The organism is Novosphingobium humi (assembly GCF_028607105.1).
Lineage (GTDB): Bacteria > Pseudomonadota > Alphaproteobacteria > Sphingomonadales > Sphingomonadaceae > Novosphingobium > Novosphingobium humi.
Genome location: NZ_CP117418.1, coordinates 58,596 through 75,168, shown reverse-complemented (window position 1 = coordinate 75,168; position 16,573 = coordinate 58,596). Strand labels below are relative to the sequence as shown.

The 16,573-nt window shown below is 65.3% G+C and carries 17 protein-coding genes; 3 read left to right on the top strand and 14 right to left on the bottom strand.

All coding sequences use genetic code 11. The annotated features are described in order from the left end of the window. Positions 1–7 precede the first annotated feature (7 nt). Entirely contained in the window at positions 8–370 is a 363-nt protein-coding gene (locus PQ457_RS16455; RefSeq protein ID WP_273619927.1) for a hypothetical protein, read from the top strand. Between the two features lie 82 nt (positions 371–452). Here PQ457_RS16455 and PQ457_RS16450 read toward each other — a convergent pair whose 3' ends face one another. The 6 genes from PQ457_RS16450 to PQ457_RS16425 all read right to left on the bottom strand — a co-directional run bounded on the left by PQ457_RS16450 (position 453) and on the right by PQ457_RS16425 (position 7,065). Then, a complete protein-coding gene (locus tag PQ457_RS16450) occupies positions 453–1,361 on the bottom strand; it encodes an alpha/beta fold hydrolase (protein ID WP_273619926.1) in 909 nt (302 codons plus the stop codon). Next, positions 1,361–1,747: a c-type cytochrome gene (locus PQ457_RS16445; RefSeq protein ID WP_273619925.1), complete on the bottom strand. Its 387-nt coding sequence runs from the start codon at positions 1,745–1,747 to the stop codon at positions 1,361–1,363. Before PQ457_RS16445 ends, PQ457_RS16450 begins: the two co-directional genes overlap by 1 nt. Before the next feature lie 53 nt (positions 1,748–1,800). After that, on the bottom strand, positions 1,801–3,939 hold the full coding sequence (locus PQ457_RS16440) for a TonB-dependent receptor (RefSeq protein WP_273619924.1): 2,139 nt from the start codon (positions 3,937–3,939) through the stop codon (positions 1,801–1,803). Between the two features lie 171 nt (positions 3,940–4,110). Then, a complete protein-coding gene (locus PQ457_RS16435; RefSeq protein ID WP_273619923.1) occupies positions 4,111–5,496 on the bottom strand; it encodes an MFS transporter in 1,386 nt (461 codons plus the stop codon). 109 nt (positions 5,497–5,605) lie between these two features. Continuing rightward, on the bottom strand, positions 5,606–6,253 hold the full coding sequence (locus tag PQ457_RS16430; protein WP_273619922.1) for a hypothetical protein: 648 nt from the start codon (positions 6,251–6,253) through the stop codon (positions 5,606–5,608). Further along, on the bottom strand, positions 6,250–7,065 hold the full coding sequence (locus PQ457_RS16425; RefSeq protein WP_273619921.1) for an alpha/beta fold hydrolase: 816 nt from the start codon (positions 7,063–7,065) through the stop codon (positions 6,250–6,252). Before PQ457_RS16425 ends, PQ457_RS16430 begins: the two co-directional genes overlap by 4 nt. Positions 7,066–7,233: 168 nt before the next feature. Here PQ457_RS16425 and PQ457_RS16420 point away from each other — a divergent pair, with 168 nt between their 5' ends. Continuing rightward, positions 7,234–8,463: an MFS transporter gene (locus PQ457_RS16420; protein ID WP_273619920.1), complete on the top strand. Its 1,230-nt coding sequence runs from the start codon at positions 7,234–7,236 to the stop codon at positions 8,461–8,463. On the opposite strand, the gene PQ457_RS16415 is transcribed toward PQ457_RS16420, so the two are convergent. The 5 genes from PQ457_RS16415 to PQ457_RS16395 all read right to left on the bottom strand — a co-directional run bounded on the left by PQ457_RS16415 (position 8,457) and on the right by PQ457_RS16395 (position 12,610). Next, positions 8,457–9,314, bottom strand: coding sequence for a cupin domain-containing protein (locus PQ457_RS16415; protein ID WP_273619919.1), 858 nt, complete (start codon positions 9,312–9,314; stop codon positions 8,457–8,459). The two genes, PQ457_RS16420 and PQ457_RS16415, sit on opposite strands and share 7 nt — an antisense overlap. Positions 9,315–9,413: 99 nt before the next feature. Beyond that, on the bottom strand, positions 9,414–10,628 hold the full coding sequence (locus tag PQ457_RS16410; RefSeq protein WP_273619918.1) for an MFS transporter: 1,215 nt from the start codon (positions 10,626–10,628) through the stop codon (positions 9,414–9,416). A gap of 102 nt (positions 10,629–10,730) precedes the next feature. Further along, positions 10,731–11,600, bottom strand: coding sequence for an EamA family transporter (locus tag PQ457_RS16405; protein WP_273619917.1), 870 nt, complete (start codon positions 11,598–11,600; stop codon positions 10,731–10,733). 18 nt (positions 11,601–11,618) lie between these two features. Beyond that, the gene (locus PQ457_RS16400) at positions 11,619–11,819 is read right to left on the bottom strand and encodes a hypothetical protein (RefSeq protein ID WP_273619916.1); all 201 of its coding nucleotides are present in this window, start codon (positions 11,817–11,819) and stop codon (positions 11,619–11,621) included. Positions 11,820–11,896: 77 nt separating this feature from the next. Then, positions 11,897–12,610 (bottom strand): glycosyltransferase family 2 protein, encoded by a 714-nt coding sequence (locus PQ457_RS16395; RefSeq protein ID WP_273619915.1) that lies wholly within the window; start codon positions 12,608–12,610, stop codon positions 11,897–11,899. Positions 12,611–12,854: 244 nt separating this feature from the next. Between PQ457_RS16395 and PQ457_RS16390 the strand changes: the two genes are divergently transcribed. Then, a complete protein-coding gene (locus PQ457_RS16390; RefSeq protein ID WP_273619914.1) occupies positions 12,855–13,988 on the top strand; it encodes a ThuA domain-containing protein in 1,134 nt (377 codons plus the stop codon). A gap of 4 nt (positions 13,989–13,992) precedes the next feature. On the opposite strand, the gene PQ457_RS16385 is transcribed toward PQ457_RS16390, so the two are convergent. From PQ457_RS16385 to PQ457_RS16375, 3 genes are all read right to left on the bottom strand, one after another. Then, entirely contained in the window at positions 13,993–14,595 is a 603-nt protein-coding gene (locus PQ457_RS16385; protein WP_273619913.1) for an RBBP9/YdeN family alpha/beta hydrolase, read from the bottom strand. Between the two features lie 123 nt (positions 14,596–14,718). Then, positions 14,719–15,765, bottom strand: a complete 1,047-nt coding sequence (locus PQ457_RS16380; protein WP_273619912.1) for an FUSC family protein — start codon at positions 15,763–15,765, stop codon at positions 14,719–14,721. 37 nt (positions 15,766–15,802) lie between these two features. Beyond that, a complete protein-coding gene (locus PQ457_RS16375) occupies positions 15,803–16,543 on the bottom strand; it encodes an MgtC/SapB family protein (RefSeq protein WP_420541010.1) in 741 nt (246 codons plus the stop codon). Between the last annotated feature and the right edge of the window lie 30 nt (positions 16,544–16,573).

The following is a 16,573-nucleotide window of genomic DNA, read 5'->3' as shown; positions in this document are numbered from 1 at the left end:
ATTGACGATGACCGACACTATCGAACGCCCCCACGTCATCCGCGACGCCAAGGGCAAGCGCCCGCAATTCTATGACACCGACGGGCTGGACACCGCCATGTCGATGATCATGGTGCTGGCCAGCGAGATTTCGACCCTGCGCGACCGGCTGGACAGCGCCGAGCGCGCCGCCAAGGCGCAGGGCATCGACCTTGCCGCGGGAATTGAGGCGCTGGTGCTGGATCAGGAGGCGCTGGAAGAGCGCGAGGCGCGGCGTCAGGATTTCCTTGGCCGCCTGTTCTATCTGGCCCGCAAGGATGCGCAGGAAGCCCGCGATGCCGAAACCGAGGCCGGGTTTGCCAAGGTGATCGAGGAAATTGCCGAGCAGTAAGAAAAAGGGTGCGAGGAGATTTGGCCCTCGCACCTTTTTCTTGGGTATAAAATGCAGCGTCGCAGGCCCAAACCTGCGGCGCTTATTTTTTCATCAGGCGTACAGGCAGATCGGGCGAGACAGCCCGGTCCAGCGCGGCAAGCGCCTTCGCATCCCCCCGCCCATAGGCGCCCAGGAACAGACCCGCGATCCGGTTCGCATCCTTGAGCCCCTGCACCGCAGGCGGCCCTTTCTGCGCATAATCACAGATCAGGCCGCCGAAATAATGGCTGACATCCGACAGCACGAGGCCATAGCGATGCCCCCCCGGCGCGGCGGCCTCATAGGCGTCGAGATGGACCTTCCAGCCATCGGGATCAGTGGCCGTCATCCCCGGCACCAGATCGAGCGTGCCGGTCTGGACCAGCGCAGGCACCGAGAGCTTGCCATAGCCCTCGCGCGTGATCAGCACGGGGATCGCGGCGGGCGGGGAAAAGGCGATGACCGCCTTGGCCTTGCCGTCGCTCTGCGGCCCGCCCCATCCGGCCGGCGCGACGCTTTGCGAACCACCCAGCACCAGCGCTGTCAGCCCGCCATAGGAATGGCCCACCGCCACATAGGGCCGATGTCCGATATGCGCGCTCAGCGCCGCGAAATCCTCCAGCCGCGCGCGCCAACTGGCCAGCCCGGCAAATTTGGCGGTGTCGGGATGCTCGCGCGAATCCACATGCAGCGGGGCCAGCACATGCCAGCCCGCCGCGACCATCGGGCCGATCATCGCCTCATAGAAACGCGGCGAGGAACCCGCGCCATGGCTGAACAGGATCGTGCCCACCGGATGGGCCGGGCGCCATTGGGTGATGGACACCTTGCGCCCGCCTGCGGCCTCTATGTCGAAGACACAGGGGGCCGTCGCCGCCCATGCGGGCAGCGCCGCCCCCGCCCCCAAGGCCGCCGCCGAACCGATCAGCGCCCGCCGGGACAATCCCGGACGCGAAAGCCCCCCGTCCATCACTTCACCGTCTTGAGATAGGCGATCACCGCTTTGCGGTCCTCCGGCTTGGGCAGACCGGGGAAGAGCATGATCGTGCCCGGCACCAGCTTGGCGGGCGAGGTCAGCCACTTGTCCAGATTGCCCTCATCCCAGGTCAGCCCGGCCTTGGCCAGCGCGGGCGAATATTTGAAACCGGCCATCGCGCCCGCCTTGCGCCCGAACACGCCCGACAGGTTCGGCCCCACCTTGGCCGGGGCGCCCGGCACCACCGCGTGGCAGGCCCCGCATTGCAGGAAAAGCAGCTTGCCCCGCACCGCCGGATTGGCGCCCTGCGCCTGCGCGCCGCCCGAAGTTGCCAGCCCCATGGCCATCGCGGCCAGAACCATGAAACGCGAAACCTTCATCCCTCTTTCTCCATTGCACGGCAGGCGGCGCCATGACGCCGCCCGCCGGTATTTTACATCTTATAGGTGAACGTCAGCTGCCACGTGCGCGGATCGCTCATGTAACGCGGGCGCACCACCGAGAAGCCGAAGCCGGTGGTCCACACGATCTGGTTGGTCAGGTTCTTGACATTGGCGCGCAGCGACCAGTTGTCCTTGCCAAAACCCAGATAGGCATTGGCAATCGTGGTCGAGGGCACATGGCCGATGTAGAGATTGTCGGGCGTCGAATAATAATCCGAACGCGCCGTGGTGTTGATGCCCATGGTCACCTCGCCGCCATGGGCGGGCACGGCGGCATCCGCGCCGAAGGAAGCCTGATATTTGAACACATTGGTCATCGCATTGCCGACATAGGAGGCAACGCCCGCAACCGTGGCGGCCGATGCCTTGTACTTGCCGTCATTATACGTGCCATTGGCCCAAAGCGTCAGACCGGTGATCGGCCGAAGCGAGAATTCGGCCTCGATGCCCTTGTGGTCGGCGGCGTAATTCTGGGTGATGAAGGCGCCGGTGCCGGTCACGCCCTGCTGTTGCAGGCTGGAATAATCGTTGAAGAAGGCCGAGATGTTGAGCTTGCCCTTGCGGTCAAGAAACTCGGTTTTCAGACCCAGTTCGTAGGCCTTCATCTTTTGCGGGGCAAAGGGCGAATTGAGCGCCACCGCATCGCTGGCCAGACCATTGTAGCCGCCCGCCTTGAAGCCTTCGGAGAAGCTGGCATAGGCCATCACGCGCGGGGTGATCTGATATTCCAGCGCCGCTTTGGGCAGGAAGGTGCCCCAACTGTCCTTGCGGTTGACGGCGGTGCCGCTGATCACGGCATTGAGCGTTTTGTCATCCTGCGTATAGCGCCCGCCCAGCGAGAGCGTCAGTTCGGGCGTGAAATGGATGCCGATCTGGCCAAAGGCGGCATAGGAATTGGTCTCGATGTTGAAGACCGTGGTCGAGGGCGTGAAGAAGATGCTGGAGAGCATCGTCTGCGCGCCCGTTTCGCGGAAGAAATAAAGCCCGCCGACATAGCTGACCTTGCCGCCCAGCACATCGCCGTGAAGCTGCAATTCCTGGCTGAAGGATGTGTCATGCAGCGAGGAGGTGCGGTCAAACAGCGACGTATAGCCCGCCAGCGGCACGCCCAGCGCCGACCATGCCACGCCGCCCGAAAAATCCTGCGCCCAATTGTCGCGCAGATGGCTCCAGCCCGTGATCGATGTCAGCTTGGCGCTGCCCACATCGGCCTCGATGTTGAGATTGGCGCCATATTGCACCACCTTGGTAAAGCTCTTCGAGGGGCTGAGCACGGTCTGATACGAACCGCTTGTCGGCGCGACCGCCAGATAGTCATTGCCCGCATAGGTGGGCGAGAGCGCGGAAGGGTAAAGCCCGTCGCCATCCAGCGTAGAATAATAGCCCGACAGGCGAGCGGTCAGGCCCGCGCCGACATAGGCCAGATCGCCCTTTACGCCGTAATAATTCTCCGCGCCCACCTTCTTGCCCAGCGTGGCATTGTACTGGCGCCCGCCGTCCTGGCCGCGATAGAGCGCCGAGATCCCCGCGCGCCATGCGCCATCAGACGACAGCGGCGTGTTGCCCACCAGTTTGATGCTGCGCCCGTCCCAGCTGCCCGTGCCGAATTCCAGCTTCAGCCCCGGCGTGGCGCCCGGTGTGCGGCTGACGATCTTGAGCGCGCCCGCGCTGGAATTGCGGCCATAAAGCGTACCCTGCGGCCCGCGCAGCACCTCGATCCGTTCGATATCCAGCAGGTCGATGAAGGAAGCCGCCGCGCGCGGTTGATAGACATCGTCGATATAGATGCCGACTTCGGGTTCCGACGTGACATTCGCGCCGTCCGTCACCCCGCCGCCGCGGATATAGGGCGTGATCCCCGCCGAGCCGCCAGAAACGGTGCGGATCTGAACATTGGGGGCAATCTGGCTGATGTCCTTGACGTTGGTGATGCCCTGCTTGACGATCGTGTCCGCGCCCAGCGCCGTCACCGCCACGGCGACCTTTTGCACCGTCGAGGCGGTGCGGGTGGCGGTCACGGTGATGTCGGCATTGTCGGTGGTGGCGGGCGCCTGCTGCGCCTGCGCCGCGCCGCCGATGCCCAGCGCCAGCAGCGCCGCGCCCGCGTAAAACCGGTGGAAATTCCTCATACTCGCTTCACTCCCCTGGCATGGTTGATCCCATGCCTATGCGGGGAAATTTTGCGGCAGCGGGCCGAGCGGGCCATCGCCGGGCCGGGCTTTCTCCGCTGGGCGAGCAGATTTTGGCCGCCCTGCGGACACGCGAGCCATCGCGGTGAAAAGCCACGGCAGGACAAGGGCTTATCCGGCAATTTCAGGCAGGCGGTAACGGCTGAACACCAACAGCGCCAACCCCTGCATCGCGGCGGGAATCGCGCTGTAGAGCAGGATGATCCCGGTGATCGCATGAGGGGTCTGCGCCGCCGCGCCGCCGGTCGAGGACACAAAGCCAAAGGCGCTCATCACCAGCCCCGCAATCACCGGCCCCATGGCAAAGGCCAGCTTTTCAAAGGCGGAAAACAGCCCGGCAAACACGCCCTCATTGGCCACGCCCATCAACCGGCGCTGATAATCGACCGTATCGGTCATCATCGAAAGCGCCAGCAGAATAAACCCGCCATTGACCATGCCGATCACCACCGCGCGGACCAGCACCAGCACATGCTGTGTGCCCAGCGCCTGCGCGCCCAGATGGGTGATCACATCATCGGCAGGCGTGGCCCACAACCATGTCACCGTCACCGCGACCCAGACCATCGCGGCCACGACATAGGCGCGCGGCTTGCCGATGCGGCGCGGCAGCCAGAGCCAGAGCGGCTGGGCGGCAATACTGGCCGCCGACATGCACAGGATGAAGATCGGGATCAGCCAGATCGCCTCCAGCGCATAGAGGAACACAAAGCCGATCACCGTATAGGAGGCGGCCTGCCCCACATTCGAGACAAAGCTGGTGGTCAGCAGCACGAGGAAGGGCTTGTTCTGACGCACCAGCGCCAGTTGCTGCCACAGATTGCCCGGCACATCGCCCGCCATGATCAACGGCACCCGGCGCAGCCCGCTGGCCGTGGTCAGCATGGAAACCAGACAGATCGCGCCCAGCACATAGCTCATCATATGCCAGCCCGCCGCGCCGCCGCCGAAATGCTCGATGATCGGTTGCGCCACGCCCACCCCGATCAGCACGCCAAAGGTGGCAAAGAACATACGCAGCACCATGATCCGGTTGCGCTGATGCGGATCGCCCGACAATTCGGCCGCAATCGCCAGATAGGGCACCGAATAAATGCTGAAGGCCGTGGAGCCGATGAAGAACAGCGCGCAGACCGTGGCCGCCGCCCAATAGGGGCTGGAAAAACTGGTGGCGGCAAACAGCGCGACAAACGAGGCCGCCGTGCCCAGCGCCCCGCCGATCAGGAAAGGCGTGCGGCCATAGAGCGCCTTGACCCGGTCCGACCATGCCCCGACCAAGGGATCGCACAGGATCAGCCACAATTTCGGCCCCAGCACCACCAGCCCCGCCAGCCACGCGGGAACCCCCAGCATCGTGGTCATGAACAAAGGCAGCAGCACGGCGGGCGTATCGCGAAACACCTGCGCGCCCAACTGGCCGATGCCATAGCGCAGCACGACGCCGGTGGGCACCTTGTCATGCAGATCGGCCTGAAGAGTGGCGGCGGGGGAGGTCATCGCGGGCATTTCCTGAAAACTTGGGGGACGATGGCGATGACCGGATTGCTCCGGCCCGCCCATCCGCATTGTTGCGCAAGCAGGCGCGCAGGCGTGGGCCCCGCCGGACTTATCCGCCCTGCGGAGACTCATGCCAGTGCGTCAGTTCAAACCATGCCTCAACCATGGCCCAGCGCATCATCAGGAACAAGCCGTCGCCCGCGCGAACCCACAGATCCGCCGGCGGCCAATCCTCGCGCCAGCGCAGCCGGTAATGCCATGCCGCAAAGCGCCCCGCCGCCACGTCGATCTCGCCCGGCCCGATATAGGCCACCGCGATCTCCATCGCCTGCATATGCGGGTCCTCCTCGCCATTGGGCGAGATGGAATTGGTGACGGCGGCGATCGAGCGATAGTCGCCGGGCGCATCGGTTCCGCGCTGATGGATGATCAGCGCATCGCCCGAAAGCGGATGCAGGCCCAGATAGGGCAAGGGCGCGGCCAGCGGCAGGATATCGTTGCCGCATCGCGCCTGATCCGGCGCGATGTCGAAACGCATCAGGCTCTCCTCCCCGCCCTGCCAGATGCGGCATTGCCCGTCGCGCGGCCGGAAATGATCATCCATGCCGATCGAGACTTCACGGATCAGGCCGATATCCTCCATCACGCAGAGCGCGCGCAGCAGGCGGCGGCCCTGCGCGGCGATGAGGTCGAAGGTCTCATACCCCGTCTCCTGCCCCGCACCGTTGCGATAGGCGATCCGTCCGCTCTGGATCACAGCGATTTCAGGAATTGCGCGATGGCGTCGGCCCAGCCTTGCGGATCCTCGTCGCAAATGTCGATGCCGCCGCCCGCAATCTCGGCATAGGCGAAATCGGGGCGCAAATCGCGCGCGGCCTGCGCCCATGGATGGGTCATGTCGCCCGTGTTCGACAAGAGCAGCACGGGCAGCGCCAATCGCCGCAAAGGCCCGGCGTGGTCATAGGCGAAGGCCGCGGTGTGGCCATAGGCATAGGCGCCCATCCGATAGGCCTGCATCGCCTGCACCACATAATCGGTCAGACGATCCGGCCCGATCCGCCCTTGCGCCAGGCGGTGGCGAATTTCCGCCACTTCAACGAAATGGGCCGCCTCATCCCTTGCGGCAAAGGCCCTTTCGCGCGCGCCCAGATCATCGCCCAGCGCCTTGCGCTCTTCATCGGGCAGGACCATTGCGCCATGGATCACCAGCGCCTCGACCCTATCGGGAGCCGCCAGCGCAAATTCGGTGCCCACCAGCGCGCCGGTATGATGCCCCGCCACCGCCGCCCGCGCCGCGCCCAGAGCATCCAGCACCGGGGCCACACATCCCGCATAATCGGCAATCACCGGCTGTCGGGGCGGCGCATCCGACAGGCCGAAACCCGGCATGTCGATGGCGATCGGCGCAAAACCATGCGCAATCAGCGGGGCAAAGACATTGTCGAACTGCCCGCCCGCCATGATCGCCTGATGGAGCAGCACCAGCGGACGGGCACCGGCGGCCAGCTCGCGATCAGCATATTGATAGTGGATCTGGCCGAAAGGCCCATCGACATAAGCGCGGCGCATGCTTTTCTCCCAATCGAGGCCCCAGACTGCCCATGGTGCGTCGCGATGCCCGCTCTACAGGGCGAAATATCCGCAGAGCGGAGTGCCCGGTTCGGCCCGTTGCCGCAGGGCCGCGCTGCTGCGCCAACTGACGGCTTAACCTGAAAGCGCCGAGGCAGTATGAGCGATATGTCCCCACAACCCCTTACGGCAAGCGAAGAGTTTTCGCGCGGATGGGGCGTCATTCTGGCCTCCATGCTGGGCATCGGTCTGGGCATGGCGGCGCTGCCGACCTATTCCATGGGCTTGTTCGCCCCTTATCTGGTGCGCGAATTCGGCTGGTCGGTGGGCCAGATCATGGCGGCCATGTCGATCATCACGCTGATGTCGCTGTGGGCCGGCCCGTCCTATGGCGCATGGGCGGAAAAGATCGGCGCGCGGCGGATCATTCTGGTGGCGATTCCCCTTTGGGGGCTGGCCTTCATGTCGCTCTCGCTGCTCAATGGCTCGCTGGTCCAGTTCTATCTGACATGGCTGGTCATCGGCCTTGTGGGCGCGGCCACCTTGCCGATAACCTTTACCCGCGCGGTCAATCGCGGTTTTGACAAGGCCAAGGGGCTGGCGCTGGGTCTTGCCATGACCGGCACCGGCCTGTTCGGCATTTTCGGCAAGCCTTTTCTGGGCACGGTTCTGGCGGCCTACGGCTGGCGGGCGGGTTTTGTGGCCGTTGGGCTGCTGCCTGTCCTGATGGCCTTTCCCGCCGCCTTTTTCCTGTTTCGCGAAGAGGAAATCAGCCTGCCCGATGGCCACCATGTGCCCGTCGAGCGCCCCGGCCTGACCACGGGCGAGGCGTTGCGCGACTGGCGTTTCTGGCTGATTGCGGCGGCACTTGTTCCGATTTCCTTTGCCATGGGCGGCCCGGTGCCCAATCTCGAGCTGATCCTCAAGGATGGCGGCCTGAGCGCCCAGCAGGCCTTGACCGTCACTCCGCTGTTTGGTCTTGCCTCGATCACCGGGCGTCTGGTCGGGGGCTGGCTGCTGGATCGCATCTGGGCGCCGCTGGTGGGTTTTGTCATCCTTTCGCTGCCCGCATTCAGCCTGTGGTATATGGGCAGCGGGATGCTTGATGTCGGCCATGCCCGGCTTGCCACCTTTACGCTGGGTTTTGCGCTGGGCATCGAATACGATCTGGTGGCGTTTTTCGTGGCCCGCTATTTCGGTCTGAAGCGCTATGCCGCCATTTATGGCCTGCTCTACGTCTGTTTCGCGGCCGGGGCCGGGTTCTCGCCGATGGTGTTTGGCCATAACCATGACACCACCGGCAATTTTCAGGCGATCCTGTCCATTTCATCGGTGGTGCTGGTTGTTTCGGCGGCCAGCTTCCTCCTGCTGGGCAAATACCGCCGTTTCGATCAATAACAGGCCGGCGGCGTAAAGGGCATGTCGGCCAGATGCGCCAGACGCGGCGGCAGGTCCGGCCGATAGGGCGCGGCAAAATCAAAGCCGGCCTCCGCCTCGGTCCAGATGTTGACATGCGCGCCGCCGACAAAGCGCATCAGGCTAACGCTGCCCCAGCGCGCGCCATAGGGACCATGGGCGATATGGGGCGGGCGCCAGAAATAGGCGCCCGGATACATCGTTCCCTGCGGCCCGGTCAGTGATCCGGCGATGAGATAGCTCTCCTCGACCACCGGATGCATCTCCTGCGGCCCCTTGTTGCCCTGCGGGATCGCCTGCGGCAGGATCAGCGAGAGGAAAGTACGCTCTCCGGTTTCGGGATCGCGGCGCAGATCCTTGCGGCTGATGCCCAGATGTTTGAGCTTGGGATCGTTCAGGCTCATGTCCCACGGCATGGCCGCCACATCCAGAAAGGGCACCGCGCGGGGCGATTGTTCGGCGCTGCCGTCTCCTGCACAGGGCACCAGCTTGGGATCGGCGCTGTAAAAGGCGATCAACACGCAGCCCGTTCGCGTCGAGGTCGTTTCCCGCGTCCATCCCGCAGGCAGGAAGGCATAGGTATCCTGTGGGTATTTCTGCCCGTTCAGCTCGATCTGGCCTTCCAGAACATAGAATTCCTCATCGGCCAGCAGATGTTCCGGCCCCTCCCTGCTCCACCCCGGCGGAAAGCGCAGCAGGACCGAGCAGGCCCCGTCGCCCTCATCGCGGCTGAGCAGTTTGATTTCGGCATCGGGCCGCGCAAGGCCGGGCCCGATGCGCAGCCATGGCAGCATCTGGGCCTGGACAAATTCGATATGTTCGCGCTCCAGCATCTTTGGCCTCCCTTGAAACAGGAGCCCAGACTGGCCCAACGCGCCGCGCGCCCCTTTGCGTCAGCGCAAAAGCGGCATCCGACAGGCGGAGAGAGGCGATTATTCTCCGCTGCGATACGGCCCTAGACAGGCGATCAGCACCACCACCAACCCCAGCCCCAGCCCCGATCCGGCCAGCGCCGCGCCATAACCGCCGGTCGCGTCCACGCTGGCCCCCACCAGCATCGGACCCAGCGCCGCGCCAAGGCTGAACGTGCCGAGGATCACGCCATAGGTCGCGCCGTAATTGTTCATCGCGGCATAGCGGCTGGTGAAAAAGGCCAGCATATCGACCTCGGCCCCCGCTGCCAGCCCCAGCATCAGCGCGGCAGGCAGCACCGGCCCGCCCAGCCCCAAAAGCAGGCACGAACCCACCGGCATGGCCAGAAACACCGCCGCGACATAGGGCGCATGGAACCGGTCAAACAGCCAGCCCACGATCACCCGCGCCGCAATCACCGCCAGCCCGATGCTGGCAGCCATTTTCGCCGCCAGGCCTGCATCCATCCCCCGGTCCACCAGCAAAGGCACCAGATGGATGATCAGCCCCGCCACGATCACCCCCACCAGAAAGGCAATGGCCAGCAGCATAAACACAGGCCGATTGCGCTCAAAGTGGCCGCCTGCGCGGTTGGCAAAATGCCCGCCCTTTGCGCGCGCGGCAGGCGCGGGCGCCTCGCGGCTTTGCATCAGGCCCAGCGGGATGCCCACCAGCGCGGCGGCCCCGGCCATGACCAGCGTGGCCGTGCGCCAGCCATCATGGGCAAAGACCGGCCCCAGCAACGCGGGCACCAGCGCGGCGGCCAGCCCCGTGCCCACCAGCATCAGCCCCAGCGCCAGCCCGCGCGCGGCATCGAAACGCATCGAGACCATCCGTGCCCATGCCGCCGGCGTCGTCCCGCAACCGGCCAGCGAGACCAGCAGCCACAGTCCATACCAGCCCCACACCGAAGGCCCCGCCATCGAAAGCGCCACCAGCGCCAGCGGCATGGCGACATAGGAGCCAATGGCCAGCGGCCGCAGCCCGATCCGGTCCGCCAGCCGCCCGACCAGCGGGGCGGAGAGGAAAATGCCCAATTGCTGAAACGTGGCCGCGCCCGACACTGCCGCCCGGCTCCACCCGAATTCGGCCTGAAGCGGTTTGACAAACAGGCCCAGCGAATAAAAGCCGATGCCCATCGTGCCAAAACCCACGCCCAGCGCGGCGGCCAGCACGATGGGCCAGTGACGCGCCAGTTCCTGGCGCGCGGTGAGAGGTTGAATGCGATCCGTCATGGGTTCAGATTGCGGACATTGCCCCGGCCCTGCAAGGTGACTCTATCCGACAGGCGGATATTTCGGAAAATACCAGTGGTGGCCCTGATTTTCCGAAATCGCTCAGACGCGCCGCCCTGCCAGCGATCCCCCCGCGCTGGCCACGATCATCAGCGCGACGGCCAGCCATTGGGCCGGGGTCAACCGCTCGCCCAGAATGAGGAAACCGACCAGAGCCGCAACAGCAGGGGCCGCACTGGTCAAAACGCCAAAGACCCGCGCGCTCAAACGGCCCAGCGCCTTCATTTCCAGCACATAGGGCAAGGCGCTGGACAAGAGCGCCACCGCGATGCCCAGCCCCAGCACCGAAGGATCAAGCAGGCGGCCGCCCGCCGCCGACAGACCGAAGGGCAGCGTGACGCAGCAGGCGATCGTCATGCCCAGCGCCACCGCCGTGGTGCCCTTGACCTGCGCAGCGCGCTTGCCGAACAGGATGTAGAGCGCCCATGCCAGCGCGGCGGTCAGCGCAAAACCGATGCCCGCAGGATCGAGCCGCACGCCGGCACCCGGCCATGGCGCCAGCAGCAGCAAGCCGCCGATCGCCAGCCCCAACCACAGAAAATCGCGCAAGGACCGGCTTGTGGCCAGCACGACGCCGAGCGGCCCGCAAATCTCGATGGCCACCGCAATGCCGATGGGGATGCGCGCAAAGGCGGCATAGATCAGCAAGTTCATGCTGCCCAGCGTCAACCCGTAAAGCACCAGCCAGCCCATGTGCCTGCGCGCAGGCATGGCGCGCCATGGCCGCGCGATCGCCAGCAGCAGGATGGCCGCAATCGAGGTGCGCAGCGCCGCCACGCCCTCTGGCCCGACGCTGGCAAACAGCGTCTTGCCCAGCGCCGCGCCGACATTGACCGACACCTGCGCGCCCGCCATGCACAGCGCGGCCAGCGCGGTGCCATCGGGCGCGTCAGTCTGGCCTGCGCGGTTCATCGCGGGCGCCGGTCACGCTCAATCGAGCAGCGCGCGGACCTTGTTGAGCAGCGCACCAATGCGCTCGGCCGCCTCGCTGAAGGTCTTGACGTCCTCGCGGTTGGCATTGCCGCGCGCTTCCTTGGCCGATTCCAGATAGCCTTCCATGTCGGCTTCCAGTGCATCGACGATGATTTCGGCCTCGTCCTCGGTCAGCGTCAGTTTGATTGCCTTGGTCACGCGATTTCCTGTCATCATAAAGAGGGCCGCCCACCGGCAGGGGCGGCGGTCAGCATTCCGGGGGATGGACTGTCGCCTCAGCGAATGTCCAGATAGCTCTTGGTGGCGGGCTTGCCACGAAAGGCGATCGAGAAATAATTGATGAAATAGATCGCGGCGGTTTTGGCAAAACCCTGACGCGCCATGCGGCGGCCCGATGTGGGCATGACAAAGCGCGGCGAGAAGAGGACCTTGCCCTGCTTCTTGGCGCGCTTGGCGATGTCCACGTCCTCGCCGTAAAATTCGATCGTGGCGTCAAATCCGCCCATTTTGGTCAGCGCCTCGCGCCGGATGGCGAAATTGCCGCCCACCAGCATATAGCCGGTGAAATTGTAAAGCGGACGCGCGGCCACGAACCACGCGTTCGAGATCGCATTGCGCAACCCGCTGACATCATAAAAGCTGTAGGGGCCGGACAGGCAGGCCAGCTTGGGGTTCTTGTCGAACTGCTCGATGATCTGTTCGACCCAGCCGGCGGGCGGCAGGGTATCGGCATCGACATAGGCCAGAATATCGCCCTTGGCCGCCTTGAAACCGCATTGGCGGGCGCGGGTGATGCCCTTTTCCGCCTCGAACACATAGGTCACGCCCGGATAACGCTCGACCACCTGTTTCGTGCCGTCGGTGCTGTTGTTGTCGACGACGATGATCTCGAAGGCCTTGCCCGCCACATTCCGCATGACCGCATCAAGGCATGCGGGCAGATAATCTTCTTCGTTGAAGGCAGGGATAATCAGGCTGATAGTGGGCATGAAAGCTTGGTGTCCGGCGGTCTTAATGCTTGCGCAACAGCATGATCTCTTATGCTCCTGCCAATCGGGAATTGGCGGGCGCTATATCGCCCTATCCCGGGCAATGTCCAGCGGGGCGGGGCGCTCTTCGAATGTTTCTTTTCCCGCAATGCCGCACCTCGGCGGGGCTGCGTGCAATCTCCTGTGGCAATGGTAGCGCAATCAGAGCATGATGCGGCCAAATCCATAAGGAGAGGGCCCGAATATGAGCATGATAAGAATGGCAAAGCTGCTGATCGGGGTGATGGGCGCGGGCATCGCCCTGCCGATCATGGCAACACCTGCTTTTGCCGCCGATGCCGTCACCGATTGCCCGATGGCGCGCACGCCCTATTCGATCGACAGCCCTCTTATCGACGTCCTGATCAATCCGGCGGCCAAGGCGGTTGCGGCCGAGGAACTGGGCGAGAGCTTTACCGGACTCACCCCCTTTCTGACCGGCACCAAGGCCCCCACCTTCAGCGCCATCGTTACCCTGCGCGGCGTATTTTCCGGCGGTCAGGCCGGGCCGCCCAAGGACCCCGCCCTGCTGGCCAGACTGGACGCGCGGCTGCGGGCATTGCCGGTCACGCCCGCCGACCGGATCGCCCGATGCGCGCGCTATGACAACGAGCCAGCCGATCCGCGCCCCACGGGCAAGGGGCTGCATGTGCTGGTGTTTGAAAAGATCAACGGCTTCCTCGACGCCAAATCGGTGGGCGCCGCGCGTGAGGCGCTGCAGGGGCTGGCGCAGGAAAACGGCTGGTCGATGCAGGTGACCGACAAGGGCGGCGCGATCCGGCCTGAGGTGCTGGCGCGCTATGATCTGGTCGTGTGGAACAATATCAGCGGCGATGCGCTGACCCTGACCCAGCGCCGCGCGCTCAAGGACTGGATCGAGCATGGCGGGGGCTTTGTCGGCGTGCATGGCGCAGCGGGCGATCCGGCCACGTTCTGGGACTGGTACACCGACGATCTGGTGGCCGCGGCATTCCTCGGCCATCCGGCCAATCCGCAATTCCGCCCGGCCACGCTGCGCATCGAAGGGCAGGACCCGGTGACGCGCGGCCTTCCGGCGCAATTCACGATGACCGACGAATGGTATTCCTTCCGCGCCAATCCGCGCCAGAAGGGCGTGCGCGTGCTGGCGACGCTGGACGAGGCCAGCTATGATCCGCCCGCCAATCTGCGGATGGGGGCCGACCATCCCATCGCGTGGAAACATTGCGTGGGCCGGGGCCGGGCCTTCTATTCCGCCATCGGCCATCCGCCCTCCAGCTTTGCCGATGCCAATTACCGCCGGATGCTGACGCAGGCGGTGGAATGGGCGGGCAAGCCGGACCCGTCCTGCGCCAAATAGGGGTTCACCGTGCGGTTGCGGTCGCCTGCGCGCCCGCAACCGGCGCGGGGCGGCCATCGGCCAGTTGGCTCAGCAACCGCCAGCCCTCATCCCAATCGCCCAGCCCGCTTTCGGCATTGATATGGCCCAGCGCCCCCGCATCGAGGAATTGCGCCCGCCACATGCGCGCCAGAACCCGCGCCGCCGGTTGCCCGCAATAGGGGTCGTTGCGACTGGCCACCAGCAACGCGGGAAACGGCAGAGGCACCGAAGCGGTGGGCGAAAAGGCGCTGACGCGGGGGTCGAGCGGAAAGAAATCGACCTCCGGCGGCGCGACCAGCAAGGCCCCGGCCACCAGCGAGGCCGCATCCGGCTCCATGGCCGCCCATGCCGTCACCGCATGGCATCCCAGACTGTGCGCGGCCAGCAGGACCGGCGCCGTTTCGCGGCGCAGGGCAATGCTGAGCTGATTGACCCATGCATTGCGATGGGGCCGGTCCCACAGGCCCAGTTCGATCCGCCGACAATTGGGATGGATCTCTTCCCAGCGGGTCTGCCAATGGCCGGGACCGGAATTGCCGAGGCCGGGCAGCGTCAGCACCAAAGGAAGTTCGGGATGGGAGGGCATGATGGTCTCCGCGCATGGGGATAATGTCTATTTATAAAGTAGAGTATGTCCGGCGCGCCAGCTAATCCTCTTTGCCCACCCCCAAGCGAAATTTGTCCATCCGGGCCTCGGGCCGCGCGGATACTACCGGCACTCCGCGACCCGCTCGCCCAAATCGTGGAAATCCTGCTGCATCCGCCGCAGGGTAAAGGCCATGCCGAACACCCGCCCCATTTCATCAAACGGAATCGCTCGCGCCTCGTCGGAATGTTGCAGGGTGACAAAGGCCCGCTCGAAAATCTCGGCGGCCTCGGAATCTTGCACCGGCGCCGCGCCATCCGACAGAGCCGATGCCGCATCCTGCGCCGATTGCGCATGGGCGCGCAGCATCCCCTCAACCGCCGGGCCGACAATCGCCATCGCGGTGGGCGGAAACGGCGTACGCAGAATCTGGCTGATCTGGGCAATGCCGTTGCGGATGCGCCAGAGCGTGCGCGGGATGGCATCGGACACATCCTCGCGCACCAGCCCCATCGCCCTTTCGCGCCGTGCATCGTTCAAGACCGCCTCGGTCGCCACCAGCGACTGGCGCAGGGCGATATTGGCCTCGGCCGAGATCAGCGCCTCGCCGCGTGCGACCGCATCGGCCTGGGCGTTCAGCAATTGCGCCATCGTGCTCAGGATCTCGCAAAAACGCGCGATCATCGCCCCGCGTGAGCGCACCGGCAGGATGAACCGGCTCGCCATCACGCCGATCGCCCCGCCCAGCGTGATCTCGATGATCCGGTCGATGACGAAGATCCCCACGGGAATATCGGGCGAGCGCGTCAACAGTACGATGGCCGAGGTCAGCGCCGCGCCGCGCAGCCGGGGCTGGCGCACAGCGGCAAAGGTCAGCACCCCCGACATGACGATCAGCGAGGCCCCCACCGCCACGGGATCGCGCGGCGTTGCCATCACCACCGCCCCGCCCAGCACCGCCCCGGCAATCGTTGCGAGCAGCCGGTCAAAGGCCGCCGTCGCCGTCGCGCCGAGCGAGCCCTGCATGACGATCAGCACCGTGAAAATCGCCCAATAGCCCTGCTTGAGCCCCAGCAATCCGGTCAGCCAATAGGTGGCAAGGCAGGCGGCCATGACGCGGACGGTCTGGGCCAGGGCGAGGCGATTGCGGGTGGGCAAGGCAAAAGGCATGGGTGCATCCTAGGCCGCCCCGCCGCCAAAGGCCACATCAGTTGGTGGCGCTGACGGTCCAGGTGGCGCTGATGATGCCCTCATGGCGGGCGATATGGGCGGTGATCGCGTCCAGATCGGCCGGATTGGCCGTGGTCGGCACCAAAATCGCGGCCAGTTCGACATGCACCTCGCCATCGGCCAGCGTTTCCATCTCGCGGATCGGGTAATGGTGGGTTTCCAGTTCCTCGAACAACAGGTCGCGCGCCTCCGAGACCCCGCCCGCCGGGCAGACGACATGGACGCGGTAAAGCGCCTCGGTCTCGCCGGGATCCATCGGGCGGCGGTTGACCGCATCGACCAGCGGGCGCAGCAGCGTGTTGCCCGCCAGCACAAACATCGCCACCAGCACCGCCTCGGCCGGTTTGCGCGCGCCCGCAAAACTGCCCACCGCCGCGCTGGCCCAGAGCGTGGCCGCCGTGTTGAGGCCGCGCACGTGGGTGCCCTCCTTCATGATCACGCCCGCGCCCAGAAAGCCTATCCCTGAGACGACATAGGAGATCACCCGGACCCCGCCGTCGACGCCTGCCACGCGCAACCCCAGATCGGCAAAGGCCGCCGCCCCCACCGCCACCAGCACATTGGTGCGCAAGCCCGCCGTGCGCTGGCGCCATTGCCTCTCCAGCCCGATCAGCGTGCCCAGCACAAAGGCCGTCAGCAGGCAGATGAAGCTGGTGATGAGGCCGATCAGATCGACATCGAACAGGGCGGCGATCTGGGCCGGGTTGGGGGTGTTCATCGGGCTGGTGTCCTGTTGCGCGGGCCGGTG

Excerpts from the sequence above, each read along its gene's own strand:
- PQ457_RS16455 (WP_273619927.1), top strand. The coding sequence starts at position 8 with ATGACCGACACTATCGAACGCCCCCACGTCATCCGCGACGCCAAGGGC.
- PQ457_RS16450 (WP_273619926.1), bottom strand. The coding sequence starts at position 1,361 with ATGGACGGGGGGCTTTCGCGTCCGGGATTGTCCCGGCGGGCGCTGATC.
- PQ457_RS16445 (WP_273619925.1), bottom strand. The coding sequence starts at position 1,747 with ATGAAGGTTTCGCGTTTCATGGTTCTGGCCGCGATGGCCATGGGGCTG.
- PQ457_RS16440 (WP_273619924.1), bottom strand. The coding sequence starts at position 3,939 with ATGAGGAATTTCCACCGGTTTTACGCGGGCGCGGCGCTGCTGGCGCTG.
- PQ457_RS16435 (WP_273619923.1), bottom strand. The coding sequence starts at position 5,496 with ATGACCTCCCCCGCCGCCACTCTTCAGGCCGATCTGCATGACAAGGTG.
- PQ457_RS16425 (WP_273619921.1), bottom strand. The coding sequence starts at position 7,065 with ATGCGCCGCGCTTATGTCGATGGGCCTTTCGGCCAGATCCACTATCAA.
- PQ457_RS16420 (WP_273619920.1), top strand. The coding sequence starts at position 7,234 with ATGTCCCCACAACCCCTTACGGCAAGCGAAGAGTTTTCGCGCGGATGG.
- PQ457_RS16415 (WP_273619919.1), bottom strand. The coding sequence starts at position 9,314 with ATGCTGGAGCGCGAACATATCGAATTTGTCCAGGCCCAGATGCTGCCA.
- PQ457_RS16410 (WP_273619918.1), bottom strand. The coding sequence starts at position 10,628 with ATGACGGATCGCATTCAACCTCTCACCGCGCGCCAGGAACTGGCGCGT.
- PQ457_RS16405 (WP_273619917.1), bottom strand. The coding sequence starts at position 11,600 with ATGAACCGCGCAGGCCAGACTGACGCGCCCGATGGCACCGCGCTGGCC.
- PQ457_RS16395 (WP_273619915.1), bottom strand. The coding sequence starts at position 12,610 with ATGCCCACTATCAGCCTGATTATCCCTGCCTTCAACGAAGAAGATTAT.
- PQ457_RS16390 (WP_273619914.1), top strand. The coding sequence starts at position 12,855 with ATGAGCATGATAAGAATGGCAAAGCTGCTGATCGGGGTGATGGGCGCG.
- PQ457_RS16385 (WP_273619913.1), bottom strand. The coding sequence starts at position 14,595 with ATGCCCTCCCATCCCGAACTTCCTTTGGTGCTGACGCTGCCCGGCCTC.
- PQ457_RS16380 (WP_273619912.1), bottom strand. The coding sequence starts at position 15,765 with ATGCCTTTTGCCTTGCCCACCCGCAATCGCCTCGCCCTGGCCCAGACC.
- PQ457_RS16375 (WP_420541010.1), bottom strand. The coding sequence starts at position 16,543 with ATGAACACCCCCAACCCGGCCCAGATCGCCGCCCTGTTCGATGTCGAT.